Annotated in this window: 28 protein-coding genes and 1 pseudogene; 15 read left to right on the forward strand and 14 right to left on the reverse strand. The window is 69.6% G+C overall.

Annotation, left to right across the window (positions count from 1 at the left end; all coding sequences use genetic code 11):
* From ACO073_RS14395 to ACO073_RS14415, 5 genes are read left to right on the forward strand one after another with little or no spacing between them, the layout of a single operon-like run.
* Positions 1-1,422: an amidase gene (locus ACO073_RS14395; protein ID WP_421998229.1), complete on the forward strand. Its 1,422-nt coding sequence runs from the start codon at positions 1-3 to the stop codon at positions 1,420-1,422.
* A complete protein-coding gene (locus ACO073_RS14400) occupies positions 1,419-1,856 on the forward strand; it encodes a hypothetical protein (protein ID WP_421998231.1) in 438 nt (145 codons plus the stop codon). Before ACO073_RS14395 ends, ACO073_RS14400 begins: the two co-directional genes overlap by 4 nt.
* Positions 1,857-1,864: 8 nt before the next feature.
* On the forward strand, positions 1,865-2,299 hold the full coding sequence (locus ACO073_RS14405; RefSeq protein ID WP_421998233.1) for a hypothetical protein: 435 nt from the start codon (positions 1,865-1,867) through the stop codon (positions 2,297-2,299).
* Positions 2,296-3,132, forward strand: a complete 837-nt coding sequence (locus ACO073_RS14410; RefSeq protein ID WP_421998235.1) for an amidohydrolase family protein — start codon at positions 2,296-2,298, stop codon at positions 3,130-3,132. The genes ACO073_RS14405 and ACO073_RS14410 overlap by 4 nt, the downstream gene beginning before the upstream one ends.
* Entirely contained in the window at positions 3,132-3,347 is a 216-nt protein-coding gene (locus tag ACO073_RS14415; protein WP_421998237.1) for a hypothetical protein, read from the forward strand. Before ACO073_RS14410 ends, ACO073_RS14415 begins: the two co-directional genes overlap by 1 nt.
* A gap of 5 nt (positions 3,348-3,352) precedes the next feature.
* On the opposite strand, the gene ACO073_RS14420 is transcribed toward ACO073_RS14415, so the two are convergent.
* Genes ACO073_RS14420 through ACO073_RS14430 form a run of 3 tightly spaced genes read right to left on the reverse strand, consistent with a single transcriptional unit; the run spans position 3,353 to position 6,376 of the window.
* Positions 3,353-4,270 (reverse strand): carbohydrate ABC transporter permease, encoded by a 918-nt coding sequence (locus ACO073_RS14420; protein ID WP_421998239.1) that lies wholly within the window; start codon positions 4,268-4,270, stop codon positions 3,353-3,355.
* Positions 4,254-5,144 carry a carbohydrate ABC transporter permease gene (locus ACO073_RS14425; protein WP_421998241.1) on the reverse strand — a complete coding sequence of 297 codons (891 nt, stop codon included), beginning with the start codon at positions 5,142-5,144 and terminating at the stop codon, positions 4,254-4,256. The genes ACO073_RS14420 and ACO073_RS14425 overlap by 17 nt, the downstream gene beginning before the upstream one ends.
* Complete coding sequence (locus tag ACO073_RS14430) at positions 5,141-6,376, reverse strand: extracellular solute-binding protein (protein WP_421998243.1); 1,236 nt, start codon at positions 6,374-6,376, stop codon at positions 5,141-5,143. Before ACO073_RS14430 ends, ACO073_RS14425 begins: the two co-directional genes overlap by 4 nt.
* A gap of 375 nt (positions 6,377-6,751) precedes the next feature.
* Between ACO073_RS14430 and ACO073_RS14435 the strand changes: the two genes are divergently transcribed.
* Positions 6,752-7,162 (forward strand): hypothetical protein, encoded by a 411-nt coding sequence (locus tag ACO073_RS14435; RefSeq protein ID WP_421998245.1) that lies wholly within the window; start codon positions 6,752-6,754, stop codon positions 7,160-7,162.
* A 254-nt stretch (positions 7,163-7,416) separates the two neighbouring features.
* Positions 7,417-8,088, forward strand: coding sequence for a DUF2459 domain-containing protein (locus ACO073_RS14440; RefSeq protein WP_421998247.1), 672 nt, complete (start codon positions 7,417-7,419; stop codon positions 8,086-8,088).
* Between the two features lie 81 nt (positions 8,089-8,169).
* Here the strand turns inward: ACO073_RS14440 and ACO073_RS14445 are convergent, their stop codons facing one another.
* The 6 genes from ACO073_RS14445 to ACO073_RS14470 all read right to left on the reverse strand — a co-directional run bounded on the left by ACO073_RS14445 (position 8,170) and on the right by ACO073_RS14470 (position 12,710).
* Positions 8,170-9,150, reverse strand: a complete 981-nt coding sequence (locus ACO073_RS14445) for a hypothetical protein (protein WP_421998249.1) — start codon at positions 9,148-9,150, stop codon at positions 8,170-8,172.
* A 10-nt stretch (positions 9,151-9,160) separates the two neighbouring features.
* Positions 9,161-10,198, reverse strand: coding sequence for a hypothetical protein (locus tag ACO073_RS14450; protein WP_421998251.1), 1,038 nt, complete (start codon positions 10,196-10,198; stop codon positions 9,161-9,163).
* The gene (locus tag ACO073_RS14455) at positions 10,198-10,719 is read right to left on the reverse strand and encodes a UGSC family (seleno)protein (RefSeq protein ID WP_421998253.1); all 522 of its coding nucleotides are present in this window, start codon (positions 10,717-10,719) and stop codon (positions 10,198-10,200) included. Before ACO073_RS14455 ends, ACO073_RS14450 begins: the two co-directional genes overlap by 1 nt.
* A gap of 69 nt (positions 10,720-10,788) precedes the next feature.
* The gene (locus ACO073_RS14460; RefSeq protein WP_421998255.1) at positions 10,789-11,685 is read right to left on the reverse strand and encodes an NAD(P)/FAD-dependent oxidoreductase; all 897 of its coding nucleotides are present in this window, start codon (positions 11,683-11,685) and stop codon (positions 10,789-10,791) included.
* 447 nt (positions 11,686-12,132) lie between these two features.
* Positions 12,133-12,312: a hypothetical protein gene (locus ACO073_RS14465; protein WP_421998257.1), complete on the reverse strand. Its 180-nt coding sequence runs from the start codon at positions 12,310-12,312 to the stop codon at positions 12,133-12,135.
* Positions 12,276-12,710: a DUF308 domain-containing protein gene (locus ACO073_RS14470; protein ID WP_421998258.1), complete on the reverse strand. Its 435-nt coding sequence runs from the start codon at positions 12,708-12,710 to the stop codon at positions 12,276-12,278. The genes ACO073_RS14465 and ACO073_RS14470 overlap by 37 nt, the downstream gene beginning before the upstream one ends.
* Before the next feature lie 74 nt (positions 12,711-12,784).
* Between ACO073_RS14470 and ACO073_RS14475 the strand changes: the two genes are divergently transcribed.
* The gene (locus ACO073_RS14475) at positions 12,785-13,849 is read left to right on the forward strand and encodes an AI-2E family transporter (protein WP_421998259.1); all 1,065 of its coding nucleotides are present in this window, start codon (positions 12,785-12,787) and stop codon (positions 13,847-13,849) included.
* Positions 13,850-14,003: 154 nt separating this feature from the next.
* Here ACO073_RS14475 and ACO073_RS14480 read toward each other — a convergent pair.
* The 4 genes and pseudogenes from ACO073_RS14480 to ACO073_RS14495 all read right to left on the reverse strand — a co-directional run.
* Positions 14,004-14,318: pseudogene (locus tag ACO073_RS14480) on the reverse strand (ankyrin repeat domain-containing protein); the annotation flags it as partial.
* Between the two features lie 43 nt (positions 14,319-14,361).
* A complete protein-coding gene (locus ACO073_RS14485; RefSeq protein ID WP_421998260.1) occupies positions 14,362-14,484 on the reverse strand; it encodes a hypothetical protein in 123 nt (40 codons plus the stop codon).
* A 3-nt stretch (positions 14,485-14,487) separates the two neighbouring features.
* Positions 14,488-15,948, reverse strand: a complete 1,461-nt coding sequence (locus ACO073_RS14490; RefSeq protein ID WP_421998261.1) for an alpha/beta hydrolase — start codon at positions 15,946-15,948, stop codon at positions 14,488-14,490.
* Positions 15,945-17,303: an amidohydrolase family protein gene (locus tag ACO073_RS14495; RefSeq protein WP_421998263.1), complete on the reverse strand. Its 1,359-nt coding sequence runs from the start codon at positions 17,301-17,303 to the stop codon at positions 15,945-15,947. The genes ACO073_RS14490 and ACO073_RS14495 overlap by 4 nt, the downstream gene beginning before the upstream one ends.
* A gap of 706 nt (positions 17,304-18,009) precedes the next feature.
* On the opposite strand from ACO073_RS14495, the gene ACO073_RS14500 reads away from it, so the two are divergent.
* The 6 genes from ACO073_RS14500 (at position 18,010) to ACO073_RS14525 (ending at position 23,831) form a co-directional block, all read left to right on the forward strand.
* The gene (locus ACO073_RS14500; RefSeq protein ID WP_421998264.1) at positions 18,010-18,924 is read left to right on the forward strand and encodes an ABC transporter permease subunit; all 915 of its coding nucleotides are present in this window, start codon (positions 18,010-18,012) and stop codon (positions 18,922-18,924) included.
* A gap of 4 nt (positions 18,925-18,928) precedes the next feature.
* Positions 18,929-20,350 carry a high-affinity branched-chain amino acid ABC transporter permease LivM gene (livM, locus tag ACO073_RS14505; protein WP_421998265.1) on the forward strand — a complete coding sequence of 474 codons (1,422 nt, stop codon included), beginning with the start codon at positions 18,929-18,931 and terminating at the stop codon, positions 20,348-20,350.
* Entirely contained in the window at positions 20,347-21,183 is an 837-nt protein-coding gene (locus ACO073_RS14510) for an ABC transporter ATP-binding protein (protein ID WP_421998266.1), read from the forward strand. The genes livM and ACO073_RS14510 overlap by 4 nt, the downstream gene beginning before the upstream one ends.
* Before the next feature lie 396 nt (positions 21,184-21,579).
* Complete coding sequence (locus tag ACO073_RS14515) at positions 21,580-22,305, forward strand: ABC transporter ATP-binding protein (RefSeq protein WP_421998267.1); 726 nt, start codon at positions 21,580-21,582, stop codon at positions 22,303-22,305.
* Entirely contained in the window at positions 22,302-22,664 is a 363-nt protein-coding gene (locus tag ACO073_RS14520; RefSeq protein ID WP_421998269.1) for a DUF6867 family protein, read from the forward strand. Before ACO073_RS14515 ends, ACO073_RS14520 begins: the two co-directional genes overlap by 4 nt.
* 54 nt (positions 22,665-22,718) lie before the next feature.
* Positions 22,719-23,831, forward strand: a complete 1,113-nt coding sequence (locus ACO073_RS14525; RefSeq protein WP_421998270.1) for a branched-chain amino acid ABC transporter substrate-binding protein — start codon at positions 22,719-22,721, stop codon at positions 23,829-23,831.
* A 52-nt stretch (positions 23,832-23,883) separates the two neighbouring features.
* Here the strand turns inward: ACO073_RS14525 and ACO073_RS14530 are convergent, their stop codons facing one another.
* A complete protein-coding gene (locus tag ACO073_RS14530; RefSeq protein WP_421998271.1) occupies positions 23,884-24,453 on the reverse strand; it encodes an Ada metal-binding domain-containing protein in 570 nt (189 codons plus the stop codon).
* Positions 24,454-24,549: 96 nt separating this feature from the next.
* On the opposite strand from ACO073_RS14530, the gene ACO073_RS14535 reads away from it, so the two are divergent.
* On the forward strand, positions 24,550-25,788 hold the full coding sequence (locus tag ACO073_RS14535; RefSeq protein ID WP_421998272.1) for an MFS transporter: 1,239 nt from the start codon (positions 24,550-24,552) through the stop codon (positions 25,786-25,788).
* The last annotated feature ends 26 nt before the right edge of the window (positions 25,789-25,814 follow it).

Below are 25,814 nucleotides of genomic sequence, written 5' to 3' on the forward strand. Positions count from 1 at the left end.
GTGGAAGATCTTTTCGAAACCTACGACGCGCTCGCTGTCGGCCGGCTTGTGCGGACCGGCAGGGTGGGCGTGCGCGAGCTTGTGGACGCCACGCTGGCGCGGCTGCGCACGCTGAACAAATCGCTGAATGCGATCACCGATTTCTACGAGGGCGACCTGCTTGAACGGTCGATCGCCGGGGCCGGCGACGGGCCGTTCCAGGGCGTGCCGTTCCTGGTGAAGCAGCTTATGGCCGACTGCGCCGGCACGCCGACCACCGTCGGCTCGCGCTTCTTCGCGCACGAGCCGGTGGCCGCCGCCGACAGCGCCGCGGTCTCCCGGATGCGCCGGTCGGGCCTGGTCATCGTCGGCCGCACCAACACCAGCGAGTTCGGGCTCGCGCCCACCACCGAGCCCGCCTTCGGCGGCCCCACGCTCAATCCGTGGCGCGAGGGACTGTCGTCCGGCGGCTCGTCCGGCGGTTCGGCCGCCGTCGTGGCGGCGCGCGGCCTGCCGATGGCGCATGCCACCGACGGCGGCGGCTCGATCCGAATCCCTGCAGCGCTGTGCGGCCTGTTCGGGTTCAAGCCCTCGCGGGGCCGGGTGAGCCTGGCGCCGATCGGCGAGACACTGGCCGGTGCCGGGGCCCAGCACTGCGTGTCGATCTCGGTCCGCGACAGCGCGGCGCTGCTCGATGCCCTGGCCGGCAGCGAGCCCGGCGATCCCTACACCGCGCCGCCCGCCGGCTCGTTCCTGGCGGCGAGGTTGCGTCCGCCGGGCAGGCTGCGGGTGGCCTTCCTGCGCCAGCCGGTCGGCGGCCAGCCGCTCGATCCCGTGCTCGTCGGCGCCGTCGAACAGACGGCGGCGCTGCTGGAGGAGCTCGGCCATTCGGTGGAGGAGGCGGCGCCAGACTACGATGCCACCGCAGCAGGCCAGGCGCTGGGCACGGTCATGGCCGCCAACACCTTCACCAACATCCAGCTCCGCGCCAACGGTCGCGTGCCGGGCAATGGCGACCTCGAGCCGGTGACGCTGGCCGCCGCCGAGCAGGGACGCGCCGTCACCGCCCACGACTACATCCGCGCGGTCCAGACCTTCCACCGCACGGGACGGCAGCTCGGCACCTTTTTCGAGCGCTTCGACGTGCTGCTGTCACCGACGCTGGGCTGCGTGTCACTGCCGCTCGGCACGGTGCGCATGAGCGATCCGGCCGAGCAGTTCCAGCAGGCTATGGCGTCGCTGGTCGCCTTCACCTCGGTGTGCAACGTGGCGGGCGTGCCGGCCATGTCGGTGCCGCTCGCCTGGACCGACGACGGCCTGCCGATCGGCCTCCAGTTCGTCGCCCGCTTTGGCGCCGAGGAGACGCTGTTCTCGCTGGCGGGTCAGCTCGAGCAGGCGCGACCCTGGCGCGACCGCCGGCCATCGGGAGGAAGAGGGGCATGAGCACCATCTCGAAGACCATCATCGTCGGCTTCGTCGCCGGCGCGCTGTCCGTCCTGGTTTTCCACCAGGCCGGCTTCTGGTTCACCAACGAACTCGGCCTGACGCGCGCCGCCCTCTACAGCCTGCGGCCCGTGCCGCCCCTCGGCGTGCCGGCCATCGTGTCGTCGGCCTTCTGGGGCGGGCTGTGGGGCATCCTGGGCGCCTTCCTGCTGCGCAACATGAAGGGCGGCGCCGCCATCCTGGGCTGGATCCTGTTCGCCGCCGTGATCGTCACCCTGGTGAACTGGTTCGTCGTGCTGCCGATCAAGGGCCTGCCCATGGGCGGCGGTTTCCGCCTGCCGGGCGTCGTCGTGGTGCCGCTGGTCTATGCCCTGTGGGGACTGGGCATGGGCGTGATCGCCGCCCTGATGCGGCGCGCCTACGGCTGGCGGTAGCTCCCTCGATGCGCTGGGCAGGGGCGGCCGCCATCGGCTTCGTCGCCGGCACGCTTTCCATGGTGGTCGTGACGCAGGCGATGCTGTGGCTGTTCGTCCGCTACGGGCTCGACCCGCAGACATCGCTTCCGGCGGCAGGAGCGGGGCCGCCGGTCCAGCACGTCGTCGTGCCGTTCGATGTCGCCGCTTCCCTGTGGGGCGGCCTGTGCGGTGCGGTCGCCGCGCTGCTGGTCGACTGGCTGTTCGGCCGCCGGGCCGGCCTCGCGGCGCCGATGCTGTTCGTGGCGGTGCTGCTGATCGTCCAGCGGTTGCGCGGCGAGGCGCTGCCGTTCTGGAGCGTCGAGCTGGCGCTGGGCTTCGCCGTCGCCTGGGCGATCGTCACCTGGCTGTTCGTCATGGCGGGTCGCGCCGCGGTCGCGCGTCTGCAAGGGAGGAAGAAATGAAGATCGTCGACGCCCAGGTGCACATCTGGGGCGCCAACACGCCCGAGCGGCCATGGCCGGCGCGCGCCGAGCCGCATCGTGCGCCGCTCGGCAAGGACGAGCTGCTGGCCGAGATGGACAGGGCCGGCATCGCCGGTGCGGTCCTGGTGCCGCCCTCGTGGGAGGGAGACCGCAATGACCTCGCGCTCGCGGCTGCAGCCGCCCATCCCGAGCGCTTCTGCGTCATGGGCCGCTTCGATCCCGAGGCGACCGGCGCGCGCGGGCAGATCGCCGGCTGGAAGGACCGGACGGGCATGCTCGGCATGCGCTTCACCTTTCACACCGGGATCCTGCGCCAGCCGCTGCTCGACGGACGCTTCGACTGGGTGTGGGGCGAGATGGAGAAGGCCGGCATCCCGGCCATGGTCCTGTTCCATCACGAGTACATGCACCTCGCCGACCGCATCGCCGAGCGCTACCCCGGTTTGCGCCTCGTGCTCGACCATCTTGGCCTGAAGAGCGGCAAGGAGGTGAGCGAGGCCGACAACTTCGCGACCCTCGACAACGTGCTCGCCCTCGCGAAGCGTCCCAACGTTGCGGCCAAGGTCTCGGCGATGCCCTGCTATGCGGCGGACAAGTCATGGCCCTACCGTTCCGTGCATCCCTACATTCGCCGCGTTTTCGACTCATTCGGCCCCGATCGGACGTTCTGGGGAACGGACTGGTCACGTTTGCCTTGTACCTACCGACAGGGAATCACCATGTTCACGGAAGAGATGCCGTGGCTGAAAGGCGCCGATCTCGAGAGCGTCATGGGTCGCGGCCTCTGCCAATGGATCGGATGGAGGATCTGATGTTCGGTACCAAGCGCACCTTGCCCTTCTGGACCGCCCGTACGCCGCGCGTCGATGTCGAGCGGGCCCTCGCCTCGGGACGCAAGGATCGTCCCGCCGAGCGCCGCCCGACGGACGTGCGCTCGGCCCGCGCCGCCCGCGCGCTCGCCGACGCCCGCGCCCGCCGCCGCGTCGCGGCCGAGGCGGAGCAGAAGAGCCGCTTCTCGGAGGGGTGACGGGACTACCGTATCCCCGACGTCGCGAAGGCTGACACGAGCTGGCGCTGGGCCAGCAGGTAGAGAACGAGGACGGGGAGGGCGGCCAGGAAGGCGGTGGCCATCAACGGTCCCCATTCGCCGCCCTGCTCGCCCGTCGTGGCGAACAGCTTCAGCCCGATCGCCAGGGTCTTGTGCTCGGTCGCGTCCAGGATCAGGTGCGGCCAGAGGTAGAGGTTCCAGGCGCTGAGCCAGGACAGCACACCCATCGCCGCCACGGCGCCCCAGACATTGGGCAGGGCGATGGTGAGGAGTTGCCGCCACGGGCCGGCGCCATCGATGCGGGCCGCCTCGAACAGTTCGCGCGGCAGCGCCTTGAAGGCCTGCCGCAGGAAGAAGACGACGAAGCCGCAATGGCCGATCGTGGGCACGATGACGCCGCCCAGCGTGTCGTAGAAGCCGAGGCCCGCGACCGCCACGTAGGTCGGCAGCAGGGTGATGACGTAGGGCACCGTCAGCGTCCCGACCAGCAGGGCAAAGGCCGCCTCGCGGCCGCGAAAGCGCATCACCGCGAAGGCGAAGGCCGCCGGCAGGGCGAGGATGAGCTTGCCGGCCGCGATTGCGCCGGCAACCACGACCGAGTTCACGAACCAGGTCCCCACCGGATGCAGCCGGAAGGCGGCGGCGAAGTTGCCCAGGGTCGGGTTGTCGGGCCACAGCGACAGGGTGGAGCGGAACACGTCCTGCGGCGGCGCCAGCGCCGTGCGCAGCATCCAGAGCAGCGGGAACAGCGTCGCCGCGCAGGCCAGCAGGAAGACGAGGTGCAGCGCGAGCTGGCGGTTGAGCCGCAGGCGCGTCGGAGCGCGGACCTCCAGGTCCGCTCGGGAAGCTCGATGCGGACCTGGAGGTCCGCGCTCCAGAAGAGTGTCAGTCGTAGTGGACATGCCGCTCGCCGAACCGGAACTGCGCCCAGGTGATGCCGGCCACGATGGCGGCGATCACCACCGCCACGGCGGCGGCCTCGCCGAACTGGAAGTGCCGGAAGCCGCGCTCGTAGAGGAAGTAGAGGAGGTTGCTCGAGGTACGGTAGGGGCCGCCCTCGGTCAGCACGTCGACCGCGCCCACGATCTCGTCCAGCACGACGATGAAGGTGGTGACCGCGGCGAAGAACAGGGCCGGCGAGATCAGCGGCAGCTCGATGTCGAACGCCTGTCGCCACGGGCCGGCGCCGTCGATGCGCGCCGCCTCCGTGACGTCGTTGGGCACGTTGGCGAGTGCTGCGAGGAAGATCAGCAGGTTGAGCCCGAAGCTCTTCCAGAAGGCGACGGCGACCACGCTCCACAGAGCGAGGTCGGGGTCGCTCAGCCAGCGCTGCGGCGCCACGCCCAGCGTTCCCGCCAGCGTGTTGAGGTAGCCGACCGTCGGATTGAACAGCCACAGCCACACGACCGCGGCGACGGGAAACGACAGGACCGACGGCGCGAACAGGACGGTGCGGTAGAGGCGGGCGAGGAAACCGCCGCGCACCCGCACCAGCGCGAAGGCCAGCGCCAGCGGCACGCCGACCTGCAGGGGCACCAGCGCGGCGAGATAGAGGCCGGTGTTGCCGAGGGCGAGGTGGAAGTCGGGATTGGCCAGCGTGCCGCGATAGTGGTTGAGGCCGCGCCAGGTCGCCTCCTGGCGCAGCAGGCTCCAGTCGAAGAACGACAGGACCAGCGTCGCGCCCATCGGCAGCCAGACGAAGACCGTGGCGGCGGCAACCGCGGGCCCGGCGAACAGCCAGGGCGACGCCGCGATGCGCCGCCACGCTGGCATCATGCGACGATCAGCTTGGAGACCGCCTCGCGGTCGCTGCGCAGGCCCTCGGCGACCGGCACCGCGCCGTTCACGATCCTGGTGATCCAGTCGATGTGCACGGTCAGCGCCTCGAGCCCGCGGCTGCCCGGCCAGATCGTCTCGCTGGTGAGGCCGCCTTCGAGCTGCGCATGCGCCGCCTCGTTGCCCGGCTTCACCGGGATGTCGTTGGTGGTGACGTTGAGGTAGCCCGTCGCCAGCCAGATCTCGAAGCCTTCCTTGCTGGAGACGAACTCCATGAACTTGTAGGCGCCGTCCTGCTGCTCTTTGTTCTTCGAATAGACGGCCAGGAAGTTGCCGCCGGAGTTCATGCGCCGCGGATGGCCGGCGAGGCCCGGCATCTGGGCGAGGCGCAGGTCGAAGGAAACGGCCTGGCGCACGCCGGACTGCCGGCCCGAGGAGGAGGCCATGACGCCGATCGCGCCGGCCTGGAAGGCGGCCAGCATCTCGGGGATGGTCATGACGCGCCAGAAGCCGTCGCGGCGCGGCTGCACGAAGGCCTCGATGCCCTTCACCGCCGCGGCGCTGTCCATGACCGGCTTGCCGTCGGCGTCGATGACGTCGCCGCCGGCATTCTGGATGAAGGCCTGGGGCAGCCACTCGTTGACCTCGTAGCAGAGGCCCTGCTTGCCGGTCTTCTCCTGGAGCTGGCGCACCATGGGATAGAGTTCCTCGACCGTCTTCGGCTCGGCCTTCGGATCGAGGCCGGCCTGGGTCCAGAGCGCCTGGTTGATGTAGAGCACCGGCGTGCTCATCGACCAGGGCAGGCCGATCGGCACGCCGCCGATCGAGGCCAGCGGCCGCACGGCGGGGCGGAACTTCGCCAGCAGCGCATCGGTGCGCTCTTGTCCGAAGATCTGGCGGAAATCCTGGGCGCCCAGCGTCTTCTTGGCGAAGTCGCCCAGCTTCCAGCCGGTCGTCATCAGCGCCGGGCCGCGGCCGGCGGCGATCGACGACATCGCCTTCTGGGTGATCGATTCGTAGGTCGTGCCGTCCTGGCGGCTGACCACGGTGACCCCGGTGCCCTTGTCGTTGAACGCCTTGATCACCTTCTGCACCGGATGCTCGGCGCCGGAGAACAGGTGGACGAAGTCGATCTTCACGTCACTGGCGAGCGCGGCGCGCGGCAGGATCGCGGGCGCCGCCAGCGCGGCGGCGCCCAGGGTGAAGGAACGGCGGTTGACGGCACGGGACATCGCGACCTCCGGCGAACGGGGAAAAGCCGGAAGCCCATCTGGTCCCGTCACATGTCACGCCGATGACCGGCGGATGAGGGTTCGGTTGCCAGGATGTGTATGAGGTTGTCGGGTCGACCGCGCTATCGGCCACGATGTTCGACGCCATGGAGCCTCCGCTCAACTTCAGCGGGCAAACCCGAAAGTTTAGTTGCGCACAAGGTGATACAACCTCTAGATTGAACGAAGGGAACCTTGGGGGAGGGGGAGATGCGCGCCATCGCGCTGATTTTCATTGCTTTTTTCGTAGGTGCCTGCGCCGGTCGAGCACCGGCTCCCGTTGCCGTTGTGCAACCACAGGACCGCTATTTGGACTGTGCCGCGATCAATGCGGAAGTGAAGTCCAACACGGAGAAGTTGTCCGAGCTCGGCAAGGAGGAGGGCAACAAGGTCGCCCAGAACGTCGCTGCCGGCGTCGCCGGCCTGGTGATCTGGCCGCTTTGGTTCGCGATGGACTTCCAGAATGCGGCCGGCAAGGAAGTCACGGCGCTTCAGTCGCGGCAGCAGTACCTGGCGACCCTGGCCGAGCAGCGCTGCGGCGCCGTCGTGCCGGTCCCGGTCCAGACAGTCACGCCCACGCCGACGGCTCCGGCCCAGCCGGCCACGCCGACGGCCGGCGGAGCCGCTCCGGCCGCCGTGGTTCCCGTGTCGGCGACGTCGGACCTGATCGATTGCGTCGACACCGACGGGTCCGTGAGCAAGGTCGCCGGCTCGTCGTGCCCGCCGGGCTGGAAGCCCGCTCAGTAGATCGAGAGGCAGAAGCCCGACGGGGCGCCGCACGCCGTCGGCATCCCGCCGCCCGCTTCGCGGGCACCTCCCCGCGCCGACGCGCAGGGAGGGAAGCAAGATCGCCCGCCCTCACGCTCTGCGGAGGGGGCGGGGGCCGCGGGCTCGCGTGTCAAATCCCTGGGCGAGCACGGCTTGATTGAAGATGGCTAGTGGCGACCGTACGCTTCCAGGATTGGAGGATACGGCTGCAATGGCGAGCAGTGTCGATCTCGGTGACGACCCTGCATAAGGCCGGCACGCGGCGCGCGCTGCTGCGCGGCGGTCTGGCCGCGGGCGCCATGCTGCCCGTGGCGGGCTGCACCTCGGCATCGGCGCCGACCTACCAGGAGGCGATGCCCGGCGGCGACGTCACGATCTACGCAATTGCCGCCGGCTGGCACACCGAGATCGCCCTTCCGGTCGACGCCATCCCCGATCCCCTGCGGCGCGTCACGCCCGACTTCCCGGGGGCCCGCTACCTCGCGTTCGGCTGGGGCGAGCGCAACTACTACATGATGCGCGCGCCCACGCTCGGCGATGCCATGAGCGCGCTGTTTCCCGGACCGGCGGTGCTGCTGGTGAGCCCGCTCGACCGGCCGCCGCGGGATACGCGGCCCCATGCGCAGGTGTTCGAGCTCGGCCTTTCGACCGCCGGAGTCGCCCGGCTGTCGGACTATCTGTGGATGGCGTTCGAAAAGTCGGGCGACGACACGACACGGCGCCTCGCGGCGGGACCCGCGCCCGGGAGCATCTTCTTCGCTGCGACCGGGACATACAGTTCGAGCTACACCTGCAACACCTGGACCGCCGAAGGTCTGCGCGTGGCCGGCGTGCCGGTGAGTCCGACGGGCGTCGTCTTCGCCGACCAGCTGACCGACCAGCTCAGGTCGCTGCCCGCCCGTTGATGGCAATGGTCACTTCCTCCCCAGCGAAGCCCGGGAGGTGCCCGCGGGGCCGGACGGGTCATGGGCTGCAGGTGGCAGGCGTCAGACCGCCCGCGTCACCGTCTCCGAGCCGCCGCCCCAGACCGGCAGGTAGGTCATCTTGACCCCGGCGCCGCCGGTCAGGATGGGATGGATGGCGTCGGGGGCGCGGGCGATGCCGCCGACGGCCTGACCCTGGTCGAACAGGTAGCGCTGCACGCGGGCGAGATCCCAGCCGTCGTGGCGGACGATCTTCTCGGCCATCTCGAGCGGCAGCAGGAAGACCTGCTCGCCGCGCTCGTTCTTGCGATGGACGCTCGACATCACGATGGCCGCCCGCATGCCCTCGGCGATCGGCGCCAGGATGGCCTCCGGTGTCGCACCCTCGCCGTCGTCGGGCAGGACCTCGGCGGTTCCCGACAGGCCGAGCACGGTGACGGCGCTCGCCGCCGGGCCGAGGCCGCGGCGGGCGGCGAGGGTGGGGAAGGGACCATCGTCGCGCTCGGCGAAGCAGAACGTGTACTTGCCGGGCTGGCCCATGGTCGCCATGTCGCCCACCTCGGCGCGCGCGCCGCCGATGTTGCGCAGGCAGAGGGCCAGCGCCCGGCCGATGCAGGCATTGGCCCGGTTGCCCGGCCCCAGGCAGTTGGTGCCGGCGTTGAGGCCGAGCCGGCGGGCGACCGGGCCGTGGACGCAGAGCGCCACGCAGGCCGTGCCGGTGGTGGTGGCGATTCCCAGCAGGTTGAACTCGGCCTCGAGCGTGGCCACGGCCGCGGCGAGCACGACCGGCAGCTCGGCCGGGAGACATCCGGCGATGACGCACTGGTAGGCCACGGTCTCTGGCGTGAGGTCGCCGAACAGCGGGGGCATCATCCCGTGCGATTGCGTGCGGTCGGCGAGGCCCGCGACCATGGCTTCGAGCCGGCGCCGGGTCGGGGGCACCAGCGGCAGGCCATCCGACAGCTCGGCGTCGGCCAGGATCTGCTGGGCGTTCTCCCAGCCCGTCGCCTCCTCGACGACCGGCCAGCCGCACCAGTCCGTCATGGGCCGGCGCTCAGCCGGCGATCCGCACGCACGACACCGAGGTGCCGCCGAACGACGGGATGAAGGCCGAATGCTTGCCCGGGCCGCCGGCGACGGTGATGTGGATGTCGTCGGGCGAGCGGCCGATGGTGAACCAGTCGCCGTCCGGCTTGTGGCCGGTGCTGATGTAGGTGTCCTGGTTCTCCTGCGAGATGCGCGAGGCATGGACGCGGGCGCGCCGGAACAGTTCCTGGCGGATCGAATCGATCGTGTAGCCGTCGCGCTTCAGGGTCGCGGCGTGCTCGGGCCCGATCACCACCATCATCGGTCCCTTGCCGTAGATCGTGTTGGCGCCCGGCGTCGACATCGAGCCCGCGAAGGTCGTCAGCAGCCCGTCGCCGGTGGTGCTGCCATGGTCGTTGAGATTGTGCGGGCCCTCGCCCGACATCACCGTCACCACGCTGTCGTTGGGCGCGAAGCCGCGCTGCACGTGGTAGGGCGTCCAGGGATTCTCTTCCTCGTTCTCGCCGAAGCAGAACGTGTACTTGGCCGGGTTGCCCTGGGTGGAGCGGTCCATCTCGCCCGGCTTGGCGCCGGCGATGTTGAGCAGCATCAGCCCCAGCGCGCGGCCGATCGTGGCGTTGGGCCGCCAGCCCTGGCCGAAGCAGTTGGAGCCGCAGTTGATGCCGAGCTTGTGGCGGATCGGCCCGCTCACCATCACCATCGGCGCGCAGGAATGCGTGGTCGCCAGCGTGCCGTGGAGATTGTACTCGGGGTCGAGCACGCCGCGCATCGCCGCCGCGACGACCGGGAAGTACTCGGCCTTGCAGCCGGCCATGACGGCGTTGGCCGCAAGGCTCTGCAGCGTCGGCACGACCTGGCGCGGCGGGACCGGCGGGATCGGCCGGTTGTCGCCGCGCACCGTGTCGACGAAGGTCGCCACCTTCTCCTCGGTGGGGACGTAGAGCGGCATGCCGTCGCTCCAGCCCTGCTCGGCGGCGAAGTCGTTGAAGGCCTCGACGTCCATGTCGCCGACGTCGATCACTTCCTGCTCGGCGATGTCCTTCATCACTTCTTACCCGTGGCTTCGGCCAGTCCCCTGGTTGCCGCTTCGATGCGCTCGCGCAGTTCGTCGGCATTCAGCCCGCCGATGGGATGCTTCACGACGATCAGCCGCGGTTCGACCTTGCGGGCCTTGGCCTGGGCCAGGACCAGCGGCTTGAACGTCTCGGTGGCGATCACGTAGGCCGTGATGCCGCGCTTCTCGAGTTCGATGCTGTCGTGGAAACTCCACGAAGAACAGCTCCCTCAATCGGCTATGGCGAGCAGCGCTCCCCGGTAGTTCGCCGCCACCTTCTCGAGCACGTCGGCGGGGGCGGGCTGGCTGGCGCTGTTCTTCGACAGGAAGTCGATATTGTCGATGGCGCGGGTGGCGCCCAGCTTCTCGCGGATGCCGGCCAGCAGCTCGCGCGCGTTCGGCTTGGAGTTCGAGACCAGCGCGATCGCGTCGGTCATCCAGTTCACCGGCTTCAGCGCCAGCTTCTCCTGGGTGGTGGCCGAGAGGCCAAACGAGGGATTGACGATTCGCATGGAGTTATCTCCTTCTGAATTTCGAACCCGCTGTCATCCCGAGCGCAGCGAGGGACCTTTCCCGAAGGCTCAAAGGCCCCTCGCTGCGCTCGGGGTGACACCTTTCAGCGCCTTCACGACGGCTTCACCCGCGCGCTGGCCGTCAGCGATGGCGTCGGCCAGATGGGATCGGGCGCCGGCGCGAACGTCGCCCGCGGCGAATGCCGCCGGCGCCGAGGCGCGGCCCCCATCGTCGACCACGATATGCCCGGTGGCGTCGCGTGCAAGCGAATCCGGCAGGAATTCCGCAGCGGGAGACTGGCCCTCGTAGACGAACACCGCGCGGGCCGGAATGCTCTTTCGCATGCCGCCACTCTCGACCACGACCGACTGCAACCCGTCGCTGCCTTCCAGTCCGACAATGCGGCCGGCGATCAGGCCGATGCCGTCGGGCACGCGCGCGGGCGCTTCCGCCACCATCGTGACCTCGCCGACGAACCCCTTGAGTTCGACGGCCTCGTGGGGCGCCCATCCGGCGGCGCCCGCCACCACCACGGGCTCGCCGGCATAGAGCGGTCCGTCGCACGAGGCGCAATGCGAGAGGCCGCGCCCCTCGAATGCTTCCTCCTCGGGCAGGCCGAGTTTGCCCTTGGCGAGGCCGGTCGCCACCACGATGGCGCGGGCGGTGTGATGCTCGCCCTCGGCGGTGTCGACCCTCCACGGCTCGCCGCCCGCCACCGTCACGACCTCGCCGAAGCCCAGCTCGACGCCCGCGTCGGTCGCGGCCTCGGCGAGCTCGGCCGAGACGGTCGGCCCGTCGGCGCCGCCGGGATAGTCGTGCAGCGCCGTCAGGTTGATCAGCGCGCCGCCCGGCGCGAGCTTGTCGAGGCAGAGGGTCCTGAGGCCGGCCTTGGCGGCTTCCGTGGCGGCGGAAAGCCCGGCCGGACCGGCGCCGATGACGATGACGTCGTAGGAGGGGGTGGTCATGGGCGCACTAACCGACGTTTGGCGCCAAAGTTCAAGCCGGCCGAACAGGTCTGTTTCGCTCCTCCCCGTGTATGACCGGATGACCGGCGCGCGAGAAGGTCAGGCATGATCCGCGGGCGGCACGGTGATGCGCAACGGCGTCGCCGGCAACGTCGGACAGCCGGGAGAGAATGTGGCGAACGTCGAGGCGAGCCGGCGCTGCGACGATGACTTGGGCCATCAGCGGCGCGGGGGCGCCAACGTCCGGTCGATGTCCTGCTCTGCTCCTCGAGAGAGCAAACGTCGCCGCACGCGACAGCCGCTCGCGCTTCTCTCGAGGGGGCGATTGCGGATTGTGCATCGGAAACGACCATGGCCCCCTCCGTGGTCCGGTAGAGGGAGCTCAGCATCGGAAACGCTCAGCCCGGTTGCACTGCCATGCATTGCTGCGGTGCGCGGGCGGTCGGCTCAGGACGGTGCTTCACCTCCGCGCGCGCCGAGCGCCATGGCGACGTAGGCCCAGCCGGCGAACACGAGCGAGATACCGGCAAGGGTCGCGGGCGTGAACGAATGGCCGTAGGGCAGCTTCATCACCAGGAGGATGCTGACGATCAGGGCGACGCTGCCCGACGTGACGAGCCAGTACATCTGGCCTGCTGCCGGACCTTCCAGGCCAAGACGATCTGCGTCGCCCCGTGGACCGCGAACAGGATTGCGATCAGGATCGTGATGGTGACGATGCCGGCAAAGGGATCGAGATGGATCAGGGCGCCGCCGGCGACGGCCAGCGCGCCCAGCATCAGATGCCAGATGAAGCCCGTCCAATACAGTATCTTGGCGGCCTGCATGGTATGGAGCCCGCCGCTCACGACGAGCACGCTGCCCAGCACATTGTTGGCTGGGATGGCGGACAGTGCCGGCACCGCGATCGCCACCGCCCCGGCAACGACCAGCACGGCACCCAGCAGGACGAGCCACAGCCAGTTGAGGTGAAAGACCTCGGCGACGTGCCGGCGCGCTTCCGGGCCGGTGTCTTCGATGCTCATGTCCGGCCTGTCGCTCGACTCGTCGCGACAGCCTCAAAGCCGGGCTATCATGGTGCAGCGGTGCGGCAGGTCCAATGACGACAGGCAAGCAGCAGAACGAACCTGGCGGATCGGTCCGCCGAAGCGTGCTCGGCGTGCCGCTTGCGCTGGCGCTGACCGTGCTCGCGGTCGTCTGCGCGCTGGCCTTCTCGTGGTATTTCGCGGCGAGCCTGCTGCTGCTGTTCGCCGGCGTCCTCTTTGGCGTGCTGCTCGACGCCTGCACGCGCGGCCTCGCCCGCACCGTTCCGCTGCCGCGGCCCTGGCGCTTCGGCTTGGTCGTGCTCGTCTTCGGCTGCCTCGCGGCCCTGGCGATCGCCTGGGGCGTCGATCGCGCACCGGCCCAGGTTCGCAACCTCGTGCGGGTGATGGATACCCAGCTCGGCGTGCTCGAGAGCCACCTGGCGGCCTTCGACATCGACCTGTTCGGGCCGGGCGGCCGGCAGGACCTGTCGCACCTGATCGCCGATCCCGGGCGCCTGTTTGGCCATGTCCACCACGCCGTGAGCGGCGCTTATGCGGCGCTGATCAACGTCATTGTCATTCTGTGCCTCGGCCTGTTCTTCGCCGGCAATCCCGCCGGCTACCGCGAGGGGCTGCTGAAGCTCGTGCCGCCCGGCGCGCGCCCGCGCTTCCGCAGCGTGCTCGACGAGATGTGCCGGGTGCTGCGCGGCTGGCTGCTCGGGCAGCTCGTGCGCAGCGCGGTGGTGGCGGTGATGCTCGCCGTCGCCCTGCATCTGCTCGGCGTGCCGGGCGCCGGCCTGCTCGGGCTGCAGGCGGGGATCGCCAACTTCATCCCCTATCTCGGTCCGCTGATCGCCGCCTTCCCGGTGGCGCTGGTGGCGATGCCGCTCGGGCTGCCGCTGCTGGCCTGGGTCATGATCGTCTACTTCACGATCCAGACCATCGAGGGTTTCGTGATCGCCCCGCTGATCCACAAGGGGGCGGTCGACGTGGCGCCGGCGTGGACGCTGTTCGCCATCGTCGTCTTCGGCGCAATGTTCGGCGCCATCGGCATGGCGCTCGCCGCGCCGCTGGTCGCCGTCGGCCGCATCGCCGTGCTGCGGTTCTACGTCGAGGACGGGCTGCAGGATCGGGCGTAGCCGATCGCGGGGACTGTATATCGAGCGCCTCGACCATGGCGCGGTACTGCCGCCGCCGCGCGTGCTGGAGCGAGGTGATGCCGTTGCGGTCGCCGATGGTCTTGTCGGCGCCCGCCGCCACCAGCGCCCGGGCGGTGGCGACGTGGCGTTCGCCGCCGTCGCCCAGCACCACCGCCCCGATCAGCGCCGTCCAGCCCAGGTTGTTGACGTGGTCGAGCGGCGCACCGGCCTTGATGAGCGCCTTCGCCACCCCTTCGTGTCCCAGGTGCGCCGCGGCGATCAGGGCGGTGCCGTCGTAGCGGCTGGTGACCGCCCGCGGATTGCCGCCGAGCTCGATAGCTAGCTCGACCAGGCGGACATCGTCTTTGACCGCTGCGATGGTGTTGATGTCGTAGCGGTCGTTCTCAAGCGCATTGATGTCGCCGCCATGAAAACGGCGTGCGACCGGCGGCGTCGCGCGCGTTGGGATCGGCGTTGGCCGCGACCAGGCTGCGGATGTCGTCGGCGCACCCTCACGCCGCCTTGTGAAGTCCGGTGTAGGCCGCGAGGCCCGTCGGGCCCGGCGGCACCTGGGCGTGGGCGCCCACGCCTGCCGCGAGCAGCACGAGGCCCGCGATGAACAGGCGAACAGGCATCCTCTACCGTGCCGGTCCTATTCCCTGCTCGATGCGCCCGAGCAGGTAGGGGAAGAACGGGTTCGACGACGCGCGCAGCAGGGCGTCGAGATTCAGGATCAGCACGCCGCGCTCGCCGCGCGGGGCGATGGCGCCGAGATGGACGCCGAAGAACTCGTCCGCCTTGTCGGGCTGCATGCCGTAGAGCGAATCGCCCATCGGGAAGGGCAGGGCGACATGGCTCAGCGAGAAGAGGCCGGGCGGAAAGGCCATCGCCAGCGGCCGCGTCTCCGTCGTCGTGGCGCCGGCCTCGGTCACCTGCTCGACGACCTCGTAGCCGTCGGCCGCGGCGTTGGTGATGACGACGGTGCGGAAGCGCCGCGGCGGATCGGGAAGGATGCGCGTCAGAACCGCTTCGGCCGCGTTGCGCAACAGCGGACCGACGACGGCGGCGCGGTTGAGGTCGAACAGCACGAGCTCGCTGCCGTTGGCCGGTAGGTGCGCATAGAGCGCCGACAGGATCGCGGGCGTGCTGACCGTGAAGTCGACGACCGACTGGAAGGTGAGCACCGGCGGCAGGCGGTCGAGCCCGCCGGCGCGGCCCAGGCGGGCGATGCGCTCCTGCAGGGCCACGGTGAGGCGATGCGTCTGGCGCGCGCCGTTGACCGGGAACGAGTTGTACTTGAACGGGTTGAACTCCGGCACGATGCCGAGCCACGCCGCCTTGGCGAAGGCCGGCAGCAGGGCGGGCAGGGCGGCGAAGCCGACGAAGCGCGCGAAGCTCGTGATGCCAATCATGGGCGAGATCAGGATTAGCTGGTCGGGCCGCGCCAGCTTCTGGTCCTCGAGGGCGTCGAGGGCATACTTCAGCGCCAGCGCGCCGCCGTTCGAGAAGCCCACGATGTGCAGTGGCGTCGCGGGTCCCGCGCGCCGCCGCGCCTCGCGCACGGCCAGGCGCGTCGCGGCGTCCCAGTCCTCCCACTCGACGTCGGTCAGCCCCGCGGGCACCGTGCCGTGCGCCGGCATGCGGATCGCCACGACGACGTAGCCCAGCTCGCGGTAGCGCCGGCCGACGTGGCGCAGGCTGTAGGGCGAATCGGTCAGGCCGTGCAGCAGCACGACGGCGCCGGCCGGCGTGCCCTCCGGCTCGAGCATGTAGGAGCGGTTGAAATCCTGCTTGAAGCTGCCGGGAAAGATCGGGCTGCCGGCATAGTAGCGGTTGCCGAGCGCGTGCGACGAAGCCTCGACCTTGTCGACGACCTCGCGGCGCACGTCCTTGAACAGCGCCTCCTCGGCCTCGAGGTAGTCGGCCCAGTCGGCCTTGTCGATCTCGGCCGCGCGCATCTCCTTGGGCACATGGGTGTGCCAGGGTTCGAGCGGCGGCCCGCGCTGCGTATCCCAGGCGCGCACGGCCAGCAGGGTGGCCGCGATCACGACCAGCACCAGCAGGAGACGTCGCAGGATCCGGAGGAGGCGGCGGCTCACAGGCTGTTCTTGTAGATCTTGCCGTCTTTCATGATGACGACGAAGTTCTTCCCCGGCTGCTCGATCAGCCGGATGTCGGCGATCGGATCGCCGTCGACCAGCAGGAGATCGGCCAGCGCCCCTTCCTCGACCACGCCGAGCTTGCCGGGGTAGGGATTGCGCAGGCCGGACAGCGCCAGCAGCTCGGCGTTGGTGCCGGTCGCCATGACCAGGACCTCGGCCGGCGTGTACCAGCGCACCAGCTTGGTCAGCAGCGCCCCCTGGCGCGTCGCCAGCTGCCCTGAGAACAGGACGTCGGTGCCCCACGCCGTGCGGATTTTGTGCCGCTTGGCCAGCTCGTAGGTCCGGTCGGTTCCGGCGAACACCTGGCGCGCCTTCATGCGCTCGAACGAGCCCGGCGGAAAGGCCTCCGCCAGCTCGTCGGGCAGCGCCTGCATGCTGAGCCAGATGCCTTTCTCGGCCATCAGCTCGGCGGTCTGCTGGTCCATCAGGTGGCCGTGCTCGATGACCTTCACGCCGGCGTCGATGGCCCGCCGGATCGCCGCCGGCGTGTAGGCGTGCACCGTGACGTAGGTGCCCCAGTTCCCGGCGGCTTCGACGGCGGCGCGCAGCTCGGGCTCGGTGAAGGTGGAGACGTCGAGCGGGCTGTGCGGCGAGGCAACGCCGCCGCCCGCCGTCAGCTTGATTTGCGAGGCGCCCAGCATGAGCTGCTCGCGCACCCGCACGCGGACCTCGTCCGGGCTGTCGGCGATCATGGCGGCGCCGAGCTGCTCCTGGCGCGACTGCGGCGCGCCGACGGTGCGCGGCAGCTCGAACGGCTGCCGGAAGTCGCCATGGCCGCTGGTGATGCTGATGATCGCCCCGGACGGGAAGATGCGCGGGCCCGCGACGGTGCCGTCGTCGATCGCGCGCTTCAGTCCGAACACCGGCCCGCCCACGTCGCGCACGGTCGTGAAGCCGCGCATCAAGGTGTTGGTCGCCTCGGCGCCCGCCAGCAGGTTGAGATAGCCGACGTCGCCGGTCATCATGGTCGCCACGGAGGGCCGCACCATCATGGCGTGCCAGTGATTGTCGATGAGCCCGGGCATCAGCGTGCGGCCGGCGCCCGCGATCCGGCGGGTGCCTCCGCTGGTGCCAGTGCCGGCATCTACTGGAATCGGATCCTTGGAGATCTTTTCGATGTTGTTGCCGCGGACGAGGACGTTCGTGGCCGCGCTCAACGCGCCCGACTTGCCGTCGAAGAGGCGGACGTTCTCGAACAGCGTGACCGGCGGCTCATTGGACGGGGCCTGGGCGAACGCCGAGCCGAGGAGACCGAGGACGGCCGCCAGGACGGTCAACGCGCGAACAACCATCGCAGTCTCCATGATCGGGCAGAGGGAAGAGTGTCGGGAAAGTCGGCGATGGGCAACTCCGCGCAAGCACGCGCCGGTGCTGCATGACGACGGCGAATGCTCCAAAGAAAACCGACGATCTGGTCACTGCGGAGCCGTCATGAGAGCGGCAAGCGAAACGATCGGTGTCGAGTTCGGAGCCGGGCTTGGTGATCTGCAGGGCTATCCTGTCGACACGCGTCGCTTGATGACGCGGCCTGTCTGCCTAGGATGCGACCCCTCAGCGTCCGCTGCGTGTGGCTGTCGCCAGTCAGATAAGCGCTAGCAAGCAGGCGGTTTGCACGGCCCGGCCTGCATAACGCGCCAACATATCATTTGCGTCGGTACATACCCACAGTGAAGATATTCTAAAGGGGCATCTTCAAATGGCCGATAGCAAGAGTCGGGGCAGCAGCCGGGCTTGTCGTTTGAATTCGTCGGCGACGAAGTTCTTCGGACCTCGCCAACGCAGGACGCACACGAAATGCGGGAAATTCGCAATCCCCTATCGCGAGTTGCATCCAGCCTGCCGCGGTGTCCCTGCGGGCTCGCCGCGCCGACATGGTCCGCGACTTGCACGCCGGTCCTCGGGCGTCCACCGGCCGTTTCACGCCGCCATGGTGGATAGTTCGCTTGCGCTGGCGCGCGGAAGCGTCGTAGGTCGAAGGAGCAGGGAAAAACAAATGCAATGGCGTACTTTTCGCAACAACTCATAAACGCCATCACGCTGGGGGCCATCTACGGGCTGATCGCCATCGGCTACACGATGGTCTACGGCATCATCGGCATGATCAACTTCGCCCACGGCGAAGTGTTCATGATCGGGGCCTTCATCTCCCTGATCGGCTTCATGATCTGCAGCCTGCTCGGCATCTCCTCGGCGCCGGTGGCGATCGTGCTGGTGCTGCTGATCGCCATGGCCTTCTCCGCGGTCTACGGCTGGGCCGTGGAACGGGCCGCCTACCGGCCATTGCGCGGCTCGTTCCGGCTGGCGCCGCTGATCTCGGCGATCGGCGTGTCGATCGCCCTCCAGAACTACGTCCAGCTCGTGCAGGGCGCGCGGCCAAAGCCCGGCGGCCAGATCGTGTCGGGCGGCTTCACCCTGTTCAGCTCGGACGGATTCGACGTGGTGGTGAGCTGGCTGCAGATCATCATCGTGATCGTGACGGTCGTGCTGATGGCCGGCTTCACCTGGCTGATCGCCGCGACGCCGCTGGGACGCCGACAGCGCGCCTGCGAGCAGGACATGAAGATGGCGTCGCTGCTCGGCGTCGACGTCGACCGCACCATCTCGCTGACCTTCGTGCTGGGCGCGGCGCTGGCCGCCGTCGCCGGCATGCTGTTCCTGATGTACTACGGCGTCATCGACTTCTTCATCGGCTTCCTGGTCGGCATCAAGGCCTTCACCGCCGCCGTGCTGGGCGGCATCGGCTCGCTGCCGGGCGCCATGCTGGGCGGGCTGCTGATCGGCCTGATCGAGGTCTTCTGGGCCGCCTACTTCTCGAGCGAGTACAAGGACGTCGCCGCCTTCGCCATCCTGGTGCTGGTGCTGATCTTCCGGCCGACCGGCCTGCTCGGCAAGCCCGAGATCGAGAAGGTCTGAGGCGATGGCGCAGGCCCTGCCGAGGATGCTGAAGGACGCGGCGCTCACGGCCTTCGTCGCCGCCGCCCTCGGCATCTTCATCGTCGGCTTCCGCACCGTCGATGTGGGCTCGCGCACCGGGCTCGCCTTCGACTACGAGTTCGTCGACCTCGCCGTCGCGCTGGCGATCATCTTCCTCGGCCGGCTCGGCCTGTCGCTGGCCGCGGCGGGCCAGCGCTGGCCGGCGCTGGCGCTGGGCGCGCTGATGGTGGCGGCCGGCGTCTCGCCGCTGCGGCTGCCGTCCGGCTTCCTGCACTGGTTCGTGGCGCTGGGCGGCGTGCTGCTGCTGGTGCGCGCCGCTTGGCCGTGGGCCGATGCGGCGGTCTCCGCCGCCGGGCACACGAGCGGCGGCAAGCTGGTACGCGATCTCGGCGGCCGCTGGCTGGGCTGGGTGCTGCTGGTCGTGGCGATCGGCCTGCCGTTCTCGCCGCTCGCCGACCAGAAGACGATGGACCTCGGCGTGCTGATCCTGACCTACGTCATGCTGGGCTGGGGCCTCAACATCGTGGTCGGCCTGGCGGGCCTGCTCGACCTCGGCTACGTCGCCTTCTACGCCGTCGGCGCCTATGCCTATGCGCTGCTCAGCACGGAGCAGGGGCTGGGCTTCTGGGCCGTGTTGCCGCTCGCGGGCATGATGTCGGCGACCTTCGGCATCCTGCTCGGCTTCCCGGTGCTGCGCCTGCGCGGCGACTATCTCGCCATCGTCACCCTGGGCTTCGGCGAGATCATCCGGCTGGTGATCCTGAACTGGTTCGACCTCACCAACGGGCCGGCCGGCATCGGCTCGATCCCCGGACCGACCCTGTTCGGCGCGGTGTTCTCCGAGACCGCGCCCGAGGGCAAGCAGACCGTGTCGCAGATGCTCGGCATCCCGTTCGACAGCAACCATCGCCTGATCTTCCTCTACTACGTCATCCTGTTGCTGGCGCTGATCACCAACCTCTTCACCCAGCGCATGCGCCGCCTCCCGGTCGGCCGCGCCTGGGAGGCGCTGCGCGAGGACGAGACGGCGTGCAAGGCGCTCGGCATCAACCCGACCAACACCAAGCTCACCGCCTTCGCGGTCGGCGCCATGTTCGCCGGCTTCGCCGGCTCCTTCTTCGCCGCCAAGCAGCGCTTCATCAGCCCCGAGAGCTTCACCTTCATCGAATCGGCCATCATCCTCGCCATCGTCGTGCTGGGCGGCATGGGCAGCCAGATCGGCGTCGTGCTGGCGGCAGTGCTGCTGATCGGCCTGCCGGAATGGTTCCGCGAGCTCGGCAACTACCGCATGCTGGCGTTCGGGCTGGCCATGGTGCTGATCATGGTGTTCCGGCCGCGCGGCCTGATCGGCCATCGCGAGCCGTCGATCCGGCTGCATCCGGCGCCTTCCGGCGGCAGCGGATGAACACGGCCGCTCCCCTGATCGAGGTCGAACATCTCACCATGCGCTTCGGCGGCCTGGTGGCGGTCGACGACGTCTCCTTCCACGCCCAGCCGCGCCAGATCACCGCCATCATCGGACCCAACGGCGCCGGCAAGACGACGGTCTTCAACTGCATCACCGGCTTCTACAAGCCAACCGTGGGGCGCCTGCTGCTGCGCGGCGATCGCGAGTTTCTGCTGGAGCGCATGCTCGGCCACGAGGTCGGACAGCGCGCCCGCGTCGCGCGGACTTTCCAGAACATCCGCCTGTTCCCGGCGATGACGGTGCTGGAGAACCTGCTGGTGGCGCAGCACAACAAGCTGATGCTGGCCTCCGGCTACAGCATCTTCGGCCTGCTCGGGCTCCGGCGTTACGCCGTTGCCGAGAAGGAGGCGGTGGCGCTGGCCCGCCTGTGGCTGGAGCGGATCGGGCTGGTGGAAGCGGCCGACCGGCCGGCGGGAGAGCTGCCCTATGGCGCCCAGCGTCGGCTCGAGATCGCCCGGGCCATGTGCACGGGCCCGCGGCTGCTCTGCCTCGACGAGCCGGCGGCGGGGCTGAACCCGCGCGAATCGGCCGAGCTCAACCAGCTCCTGGTGTCGATCCGCGACCGGGACGGGATCGGCGTGCTGCTGATCGAGCACGACATGAACGTCGTGATGCGGATCTCCGACCATGTCGTGGTGCTCGACTACGGCCGCAAGATCGCCGAGGGCGCGCCCGACGTGGTGCGCAACGACCCGGCCGTGATCCGCGCCTATCTCGGCGCGGACGACTCTTCGGATTCCTCTCCCCCGGCAGGGGGAGAGGGCAGGTGAGGGGCTCCGGCGTGCGTCACCCCCTCTCCCCGCCTCTCCCCCTGGCGGGGGAGAGGAGCAAGAACTCGAACGCCTCTCCCCCGCTAGGGGGCAGGGCTATCGCATTTGATCGATTTCTCCGTCATCCCGAGCGGAGCCGCCTGAAGGGCGGCGCAGTCGAGGGACCTTTCTTGTTGGTGCTCCGACAAAACAGGTCCCTCCACTCCGCCTCGCTACGCTCGGCTCCGGTCGGGATGACGGGATTTGCAGTCACATGCGACAGCCCTGCCCTGGCGGGGGAGAGGAGCAAGAACTCGAGCGCCTCTCCCCCGCCAGGAGGAGAGGTGGGGAGAGGGGGAATCGACCCCTGTCTCGTTCGTTCGGGGAACCAAATGTCTTCCGCTTGGATCGAGCGCCATGGCTGAGCCGCTGCTGTCCGTGCAGGGCGTCGAGACCTTCTACGGCGCCATCCAGGCGCTGCACGGCGTCGACCTCACCGTGGGCCGCGGCGAGATCGTGACGCTGATCGGGGCCAACGGTGCCGGCAAGTCGACCCTGCTGATGACGATCTGCGGCAGCCCGCGCGCCCGCGCCGGCCGCATCCTGTTCGACGGCGCCGACATCACGCAGATGCCGACCCACGAGATCGTGCGGCTGGGCGTCGCCCAGGTGCCGGAGGGGCGGCGAATCTTCCCCCGCATGAGCGTGTACGAGAACCTGCAGATGGGCGCCACGCTTGGCGACCCGGCGCACTTCCAGCACGACCTCGAGCGCGTGTTCGCGATGTTCCCGCGGCTGGCCGAGCGGCGCGAGCAGCGCGGCGGCACGCTGTCGGGCGGCGAGCAGCAGATGCTGGCGATCGGCCGCGCGCTCATGAGCCGGCCGCGCCTGCTGCTGCTCGACGAGCCGTCGCTCGGCCTGGCGCCGCTGATCGTGCGCCAGATCTTCGAGGTGATCGGCCGCATCGCGCGCGAGGAAGGGGTGACGATCTTCCTGGTCGAGCAGAATGCCTTCCACGCGCTGCGGCTGGCCGATCGCGGCTTCGTCCTGGTCAACGGCCATGTGCGGCTGAGCGGCAGCGGCCGCGAGCTGCTGGCCAACGAGGAGGTGCGGGCGGCCTATCTCGAGGGCGGCCACGGATGAGCCCGCTCGACACCGTCATGACCGAGTGGTTCGGCGACACGCTGGCGATGGTGCTGGTGTTCAACCTGGTGCTGGTGGCGCCGGCCTCGTTCGCCGCCGGCCACGCCGTCGCCCTGACGTGGCGGTCTTGGGGGCAGGCGGTGTTCTACACCGCGCTCCTCTCCGCCGCGCTGCGCTTCCTCGACTATGCGCTGGCTCAGGGCGAGCTGTGGTCGATCGGCGGCTTCCTGCTGGGCTGGGTGGTGCAGCTCGCGGTCGCGGCCTTCGCCTTTCGTCTAACCCGCGCCCGCCAGATGGTGCGCCAGTATCCGTGGTTGTACCGCCGCAAGGGCTTGCTGGGCTGGGAGGAGCGGCCCTAATCTGATGCCAGCTCCACGCCCGTGGAGGTCCCGAGTCAACCAGGGGGTCCTAGCATGAAGAAGACTTTTGCCGCGCTGGCCGCGGCGGCCATGACGTTCTCGGCGACGGCCGCCTTCGCCCAGATCAAGATCGGCGTGGTCGGTCCGATCACCGGCCAGTACGCCGCCTTCGGCGAGCAGATGGTCAAGGGCGCGACCATGGCGGTCGACGAGATCAACGCCGCCGGCGGCGTCAACGGCCAGAAGCTCGAGCTGATCACCGGCGATGATGCCTGCGATCCCAAGCAGGCGACGGCCGTGGCCAACAAGATGGTCTCCGACAAGGTCGTGTTCGTGGCCGGCCATTTCTGCTCGGGCTCGTCGATCCCGGCGTCCGACATCTACAAGGAAGGCAAGATCCTGCAGATCACGCCAGCCTCGACCAATCCCAAGCTGACGGACGACGCCGTCAAGAAGGGCAACACGACGATCTTCCGCACCTGCGGCCGCGACGACGTGCAGGGCGCCACGGTCGGCGCCTACATCCTGAAGAACAACAAGGGCGCCAAGGTCGCGATCCTTCACGACAAGTCGGCCTACGGCAAGGGCGTCGCCGACGAGACCAAGAAGGCGCTCAACAAGGGCGGCCTCAAGGAGACGATGTACGAGGCCTACAACGACACCGACAAGGACTTCACGGCGCTCATCAACAAGATGAAGCAGGCCAAGATCGACATCATCGTGCTCGGCGGCTACCACACCGCCGGCGCGCTGATGATCAAGCAGGCGCGCGAGCAGGGCCTGATGGCCAAGCTGATGGGCTTCGACGCGCTCGAGACGGCGGAGTTCGCCCAGCTCGGCGGCGCCGCCACCGACGGCGTGCTGATGTCGTTCCCGCCCAAGGCCGAGGACGATCCGAAGAACGCCGCCCTGGTGAAGAAGTTCCGCGACGCCAAGTTCAACCCGGAGGGCTACACGCTGTTCACCTACGCGGCGGTGAAGGTGTGGGCCGAGGCGGCGAACAAGGCCAAGTCGACCGACCCGGCCGCCATCGCCAAGGTGCTGCGTGGCGGCAAGTTCGACTCGACGGTCGGCGTGCTGGAGTTCGACGAGAAGGGCGACATCAAGAACCCGGTCTACGACATCTACGTCTGGAAGGACGGCAAGTCCTCGCCGATCAAGAAGTAGACGCTGTATCGAGACGGAAAGGGCCCGGCATCGCCGGGCCCTTTTTCTATGGCTATGCCGCAACCGGAGCGCGGCGGCGAAGCCTGCCCGGCGGCTGGCCGTAGACCTCGGCGAACACGGCATTGAAGCGGCGCAGGCTGGCGAAGCCGGCGCGCGCGGCGATCTCGGTCATCGGCAGCCGCGTCTGATCGAGCAGCCGCTTGGCCCTCTGGACGCGAAAGGTCCGCGCGACCTGCAGCGGGCTCGCGCCGACCTGGCGCTCGAACAGCCGGCCAAGGTGGCGCGACCCGATGCCGAGGCGCGCCGCGAGGTCCTCGACGCGGGCGCCGTCGAGCGCCCCGTCGCGGATCAGCCGCATCGCCCGATGTACGGTCGTGCGCGACCCCTGCCAGGCCGGCGAGAAGGGGGCGGCCTCGGGCCGGCAGCGCAGGCAGGGGCGGAAGCCTGCCGCCTCGGCGGCCGCCGCCGTCGGATAGAACGTGACGTTGCGGCCGAGCGCGGGACGCACCGGGCAGACGGGCCGGCAATAGATCCGGGTCGTGCGCACGCCGGAGAAGAAGCGGCCGTCGTAGCGGCGGTCACGCCGCACGCGGGCGCGCTCGCATTCGGCCGCTTCGGGCATGGCGATGGAGTCCGATTCCGGCGAGCCGGCCTTTGGGGCCCGTGTTACGCGGCGCGGCATGAAGAAGACACTGCATCACGGCCACGCGGGCCGCAAATGTCTGTAGCGAAACAGAGAGCCGCCCGCCTCGCGTCGTCGGGCGCCACCGGCGAACGCGACGGCCCGGCGGGATGGCGGGTCGCCTGGGCGGCCTTCATCGTCGCGGTGTTCGGCTGGGGCGTCGGCTTCTACGGACCGGGCGTCTACCTCGCCGCGCTGCACGACCGCCACGGCTGGTCGATCTCGACGGTCTCGGCGGCGATCACCGCCCACTACCTCACGAGCGCGGCGCTGATCGCCGGCCTGCCGAATGCCTACCGGCGGTTCAGCGTGGCCCGCGTGACCATCGCCGGCGCGGTGTTCGCGGCGGCGGGCGCCGTCGCCTGGACCTCGGCGCGCGAAGTCTGGCAGCTCGTGCCGGCGCTGCTGCTGAGCGGCCTCGGCTGGTCGGCGATGAGCGGCGCCGCACTCAACGCCATGGTGTCACCGTGGTTCGACCGCGACCGGCCCCGGGCGATGAGCACAGCCTTCAACGGGGCGAGCGTCGGCGGCCTGCTCTTCACGCCGCTGTGGGCAGGGCTGATCGCCGCGGCCGGCCTGCCGGTCGCCGGCATCGTCGTGGCCGTCACCACGGTGCTCGTCGTCTGCCCGCTGGCCTGGTGCCTGCTGCGGCGGCAACCCGGTGCGGAGGCGGGAGCGGGCGCCGCTGCGGCACCGACGTCGCGCCGCACGCTCCTGCGGCAGCCGCGCTTCGTCACCCTGTCGGCCGCCTTCGCCCTGGGCCTGTTCGCGCAGATCGGCCTGTTCGCGCATCTGATCTCGCGGCTCGCGCCGGAGTTCGGCGAGGCCACGGCGGCGCTCGCCATCAGCCTTGCCACGCTCTGCGCGGTGATCGGCCGGACGCTGATGGCGCGCGCGCTGGGCGGCTACGACCGCCGCGTGGCCGCCGCGGCCAACTTCGCGATGCAGGCCGTGGGCTCGCTGCTCCTGGCCTTGGGCGCTGGCGCGCCGGTCCTGGCCCTCGGCTGCGTCCTGTTCGGCCTCGGCGTCGGCAACCTGACCTCTCTGCCGCCGCTGATCGCCCAGCGGGAGTTCCGGCCAGCCGACGTGGGGATGGTGGTGGCGCTTCTGACCGCCATCAACCAGGCGGTATTCGCCTTCGCCCCGGCGGTCTTCGGCGGTCTGCGGGATCTTGCCGGTGGCTACATCGCGGCCTTCCTGCTCGCAGCCATCGTGCAGATCCTCGCCGCGGCCATCGTCGCCGGCGGGTCGCGCCACGACCTCCCGATTTCGTGAGCCGATTCAATGTCTTGTGCCGGCAT

Origin of the sequence: Reyranella sp., from assembly GCF_965229815.1 — a bacterium.
Lineage (GTDB): Bacteria > Pseudomonadota > Alphaproteobacteria > Reyranellales > Reyranellaceae > Reyranella.

Bases quoted from the DNA above. Each gene is read 5' to 3' on its own strand.
- ACO073_RS14400 (WP_421998231.1), top strand. From the start codon at position 1,419: ATGAGCACCATCTCGAAGACCATCATCGTCGGCTTCGTCGCCGGCGCG.
- ACO073_RS14405 (WP_421998233.1), top strand. From the start codon at position 1,865: ATGCGCTGGGCAGGGGCGGCCGCCATCGGCTTCGTCGCCGGCACGCTT.
- ACO073_RS14410 (WP_421998235.1), top strand. From the start codon at position 2,296: ATGAAGATCGTCGACGCCCAGGTGCACATCTGGGGCGCCAACACGCCC.
- ACO073_RS14415 (WP_421998237.1), top strand. From the start codon at position 3,132: ATGTTCGGTACCAAGCGCACCTTGCCCTTCTGGACCGCCCGTACGCCG.
- ACO073_RS14420 (WP_421998239.1), bottom strand. From the start codon at position 4,270: ATGTCCACTACGACTGACACTCTTCTGGAGCGCGGACCTCCAGGTCCG.
- ACO073_RS14425 (WP_421998241.1), bottom strand. From the start codon at position 5,144: ATGATGCCAGCGTGGCGGCGCATCGCGGCGTCGCCCTGGCTGTTCGCC.
- ACO073_RS14430 (WP_421998243.1), bottom strand. From the start codon at position 6,376: ATGTCCCGTGCCGTCAACCGCCGTTCCTTCACCCTGGGCGCCGCCGCG.
- ACO073_RS14445 (WP_421998249.1), bottom strand. From the start codon at position 9,150: ATGACGGACTGGTGCGGCTGGCCGGTCGTCGAGGAGGCGACGGGCTGG.
- ACO073_RS14450 (WP_421998251.1), bottom strand. From the start codon at position 10,198: ATGAAGGACATCGCCGAGCAGGAAGTGATCGACGTCGGCGACATGGAC.
- ACO073_RS14460 (WP_421998255.1), bottom strand. From the start codon at position 11,685: ATGACCACCCCCTCCTACGACGTCATCGTCATCGGCGCCGGTCCGGCC.
- ACO073_RS14465 (WP_421998257.1), bottom strand. From the start codon at position 12,312: ATGTACTGGCTCGTCACGTCGGGCAGCGTCGCCCTGATCGTCAGCATC.
- ACO073_RS14470 (WP_421998258.1), bottom strand. From the start codon at position 12,710: ATGAGCATCGAAGACACCGGCCCGGAAGCGCGCCGGCACGTCGCCGAG.
- ACO073_RS14475 (WP_421998259.1), top strand. From the start codon at position 12,785: ATGACGACAGGCAAGCAGCAGAACGAACCTGGCGGATCGGTCCGCCGA.
- ACO073_RS14485 (WP_421998260.1), bottom strand. From the start codon at position 14,484: ATGCCTGTTCGCCTGTTCATCGCGGGCCTCGTGCTGCTCGCGGCAGGC.
- ACO073_RS14495 (WP_421998263.1), bottom strand. From the start codon at position 17,303: ATGGTTGTTCGCGCGTTGACCGTCCTGGCGGCCGTCCTCGGTCTCCTC.
- ACO073_RS14500 (WP_421998264.1), top strand. From the start codon at position 18,010: ATGGCGTACTTTTCGCAACAACTCATAAACGCCATCACGCTGGGGGCC.
- livM (WP_421998265.1), top strand. From the start codon at position 18,929: ATGGCGCAGGCCCTGCCGAGGATGCTGAAGGACGCGGCGCTCACGGCC.
- ACO073_RS14510 (WP_421998266.1), top strand. From the start codon at position 20,347: ATGAACACGGCCGCTCCCCTGATCGAGGTCGAACATCTCACCATGCGC.
- ACO073_RS14515 (WP_421998267.1), top strand. From the start codon at position 21,580: ATGGCTGAGCCGCTGCTGTCCGTGCAGGGCGTCGAGACCTTCTACGGC.
- ACO073_RS14520 (WP_421998269.1), top strand. From the start codon at position 22,302: ATGAGCCCGCTCGACACCGTCATGACCGAGTGGTTCGGCGACACGCTG.
- ACO073_RS14525 (WP_421998270.1), top strand. From the start codon at position 22,719: ATGAAGAAGACTTTTGCCGCGCTGGCCGCGGCGGCCATGACGTTCTCG.
- ACO073_RS14530 (WP_421998271.1), bottom strand. From the start codon at position 24,453: ATGCCCGAAGCGGCCGAATGCGAGCGCGCCCGCGTGCGGCGTGACCGC.
- ACO073_RS14535 (WP_421998272.1), top strand. From the start codon at position 24,550: ATGTCTGTAGCGAAACAGAGAGCCGCCCGCCTCGCGTCGTCGGGCGCC.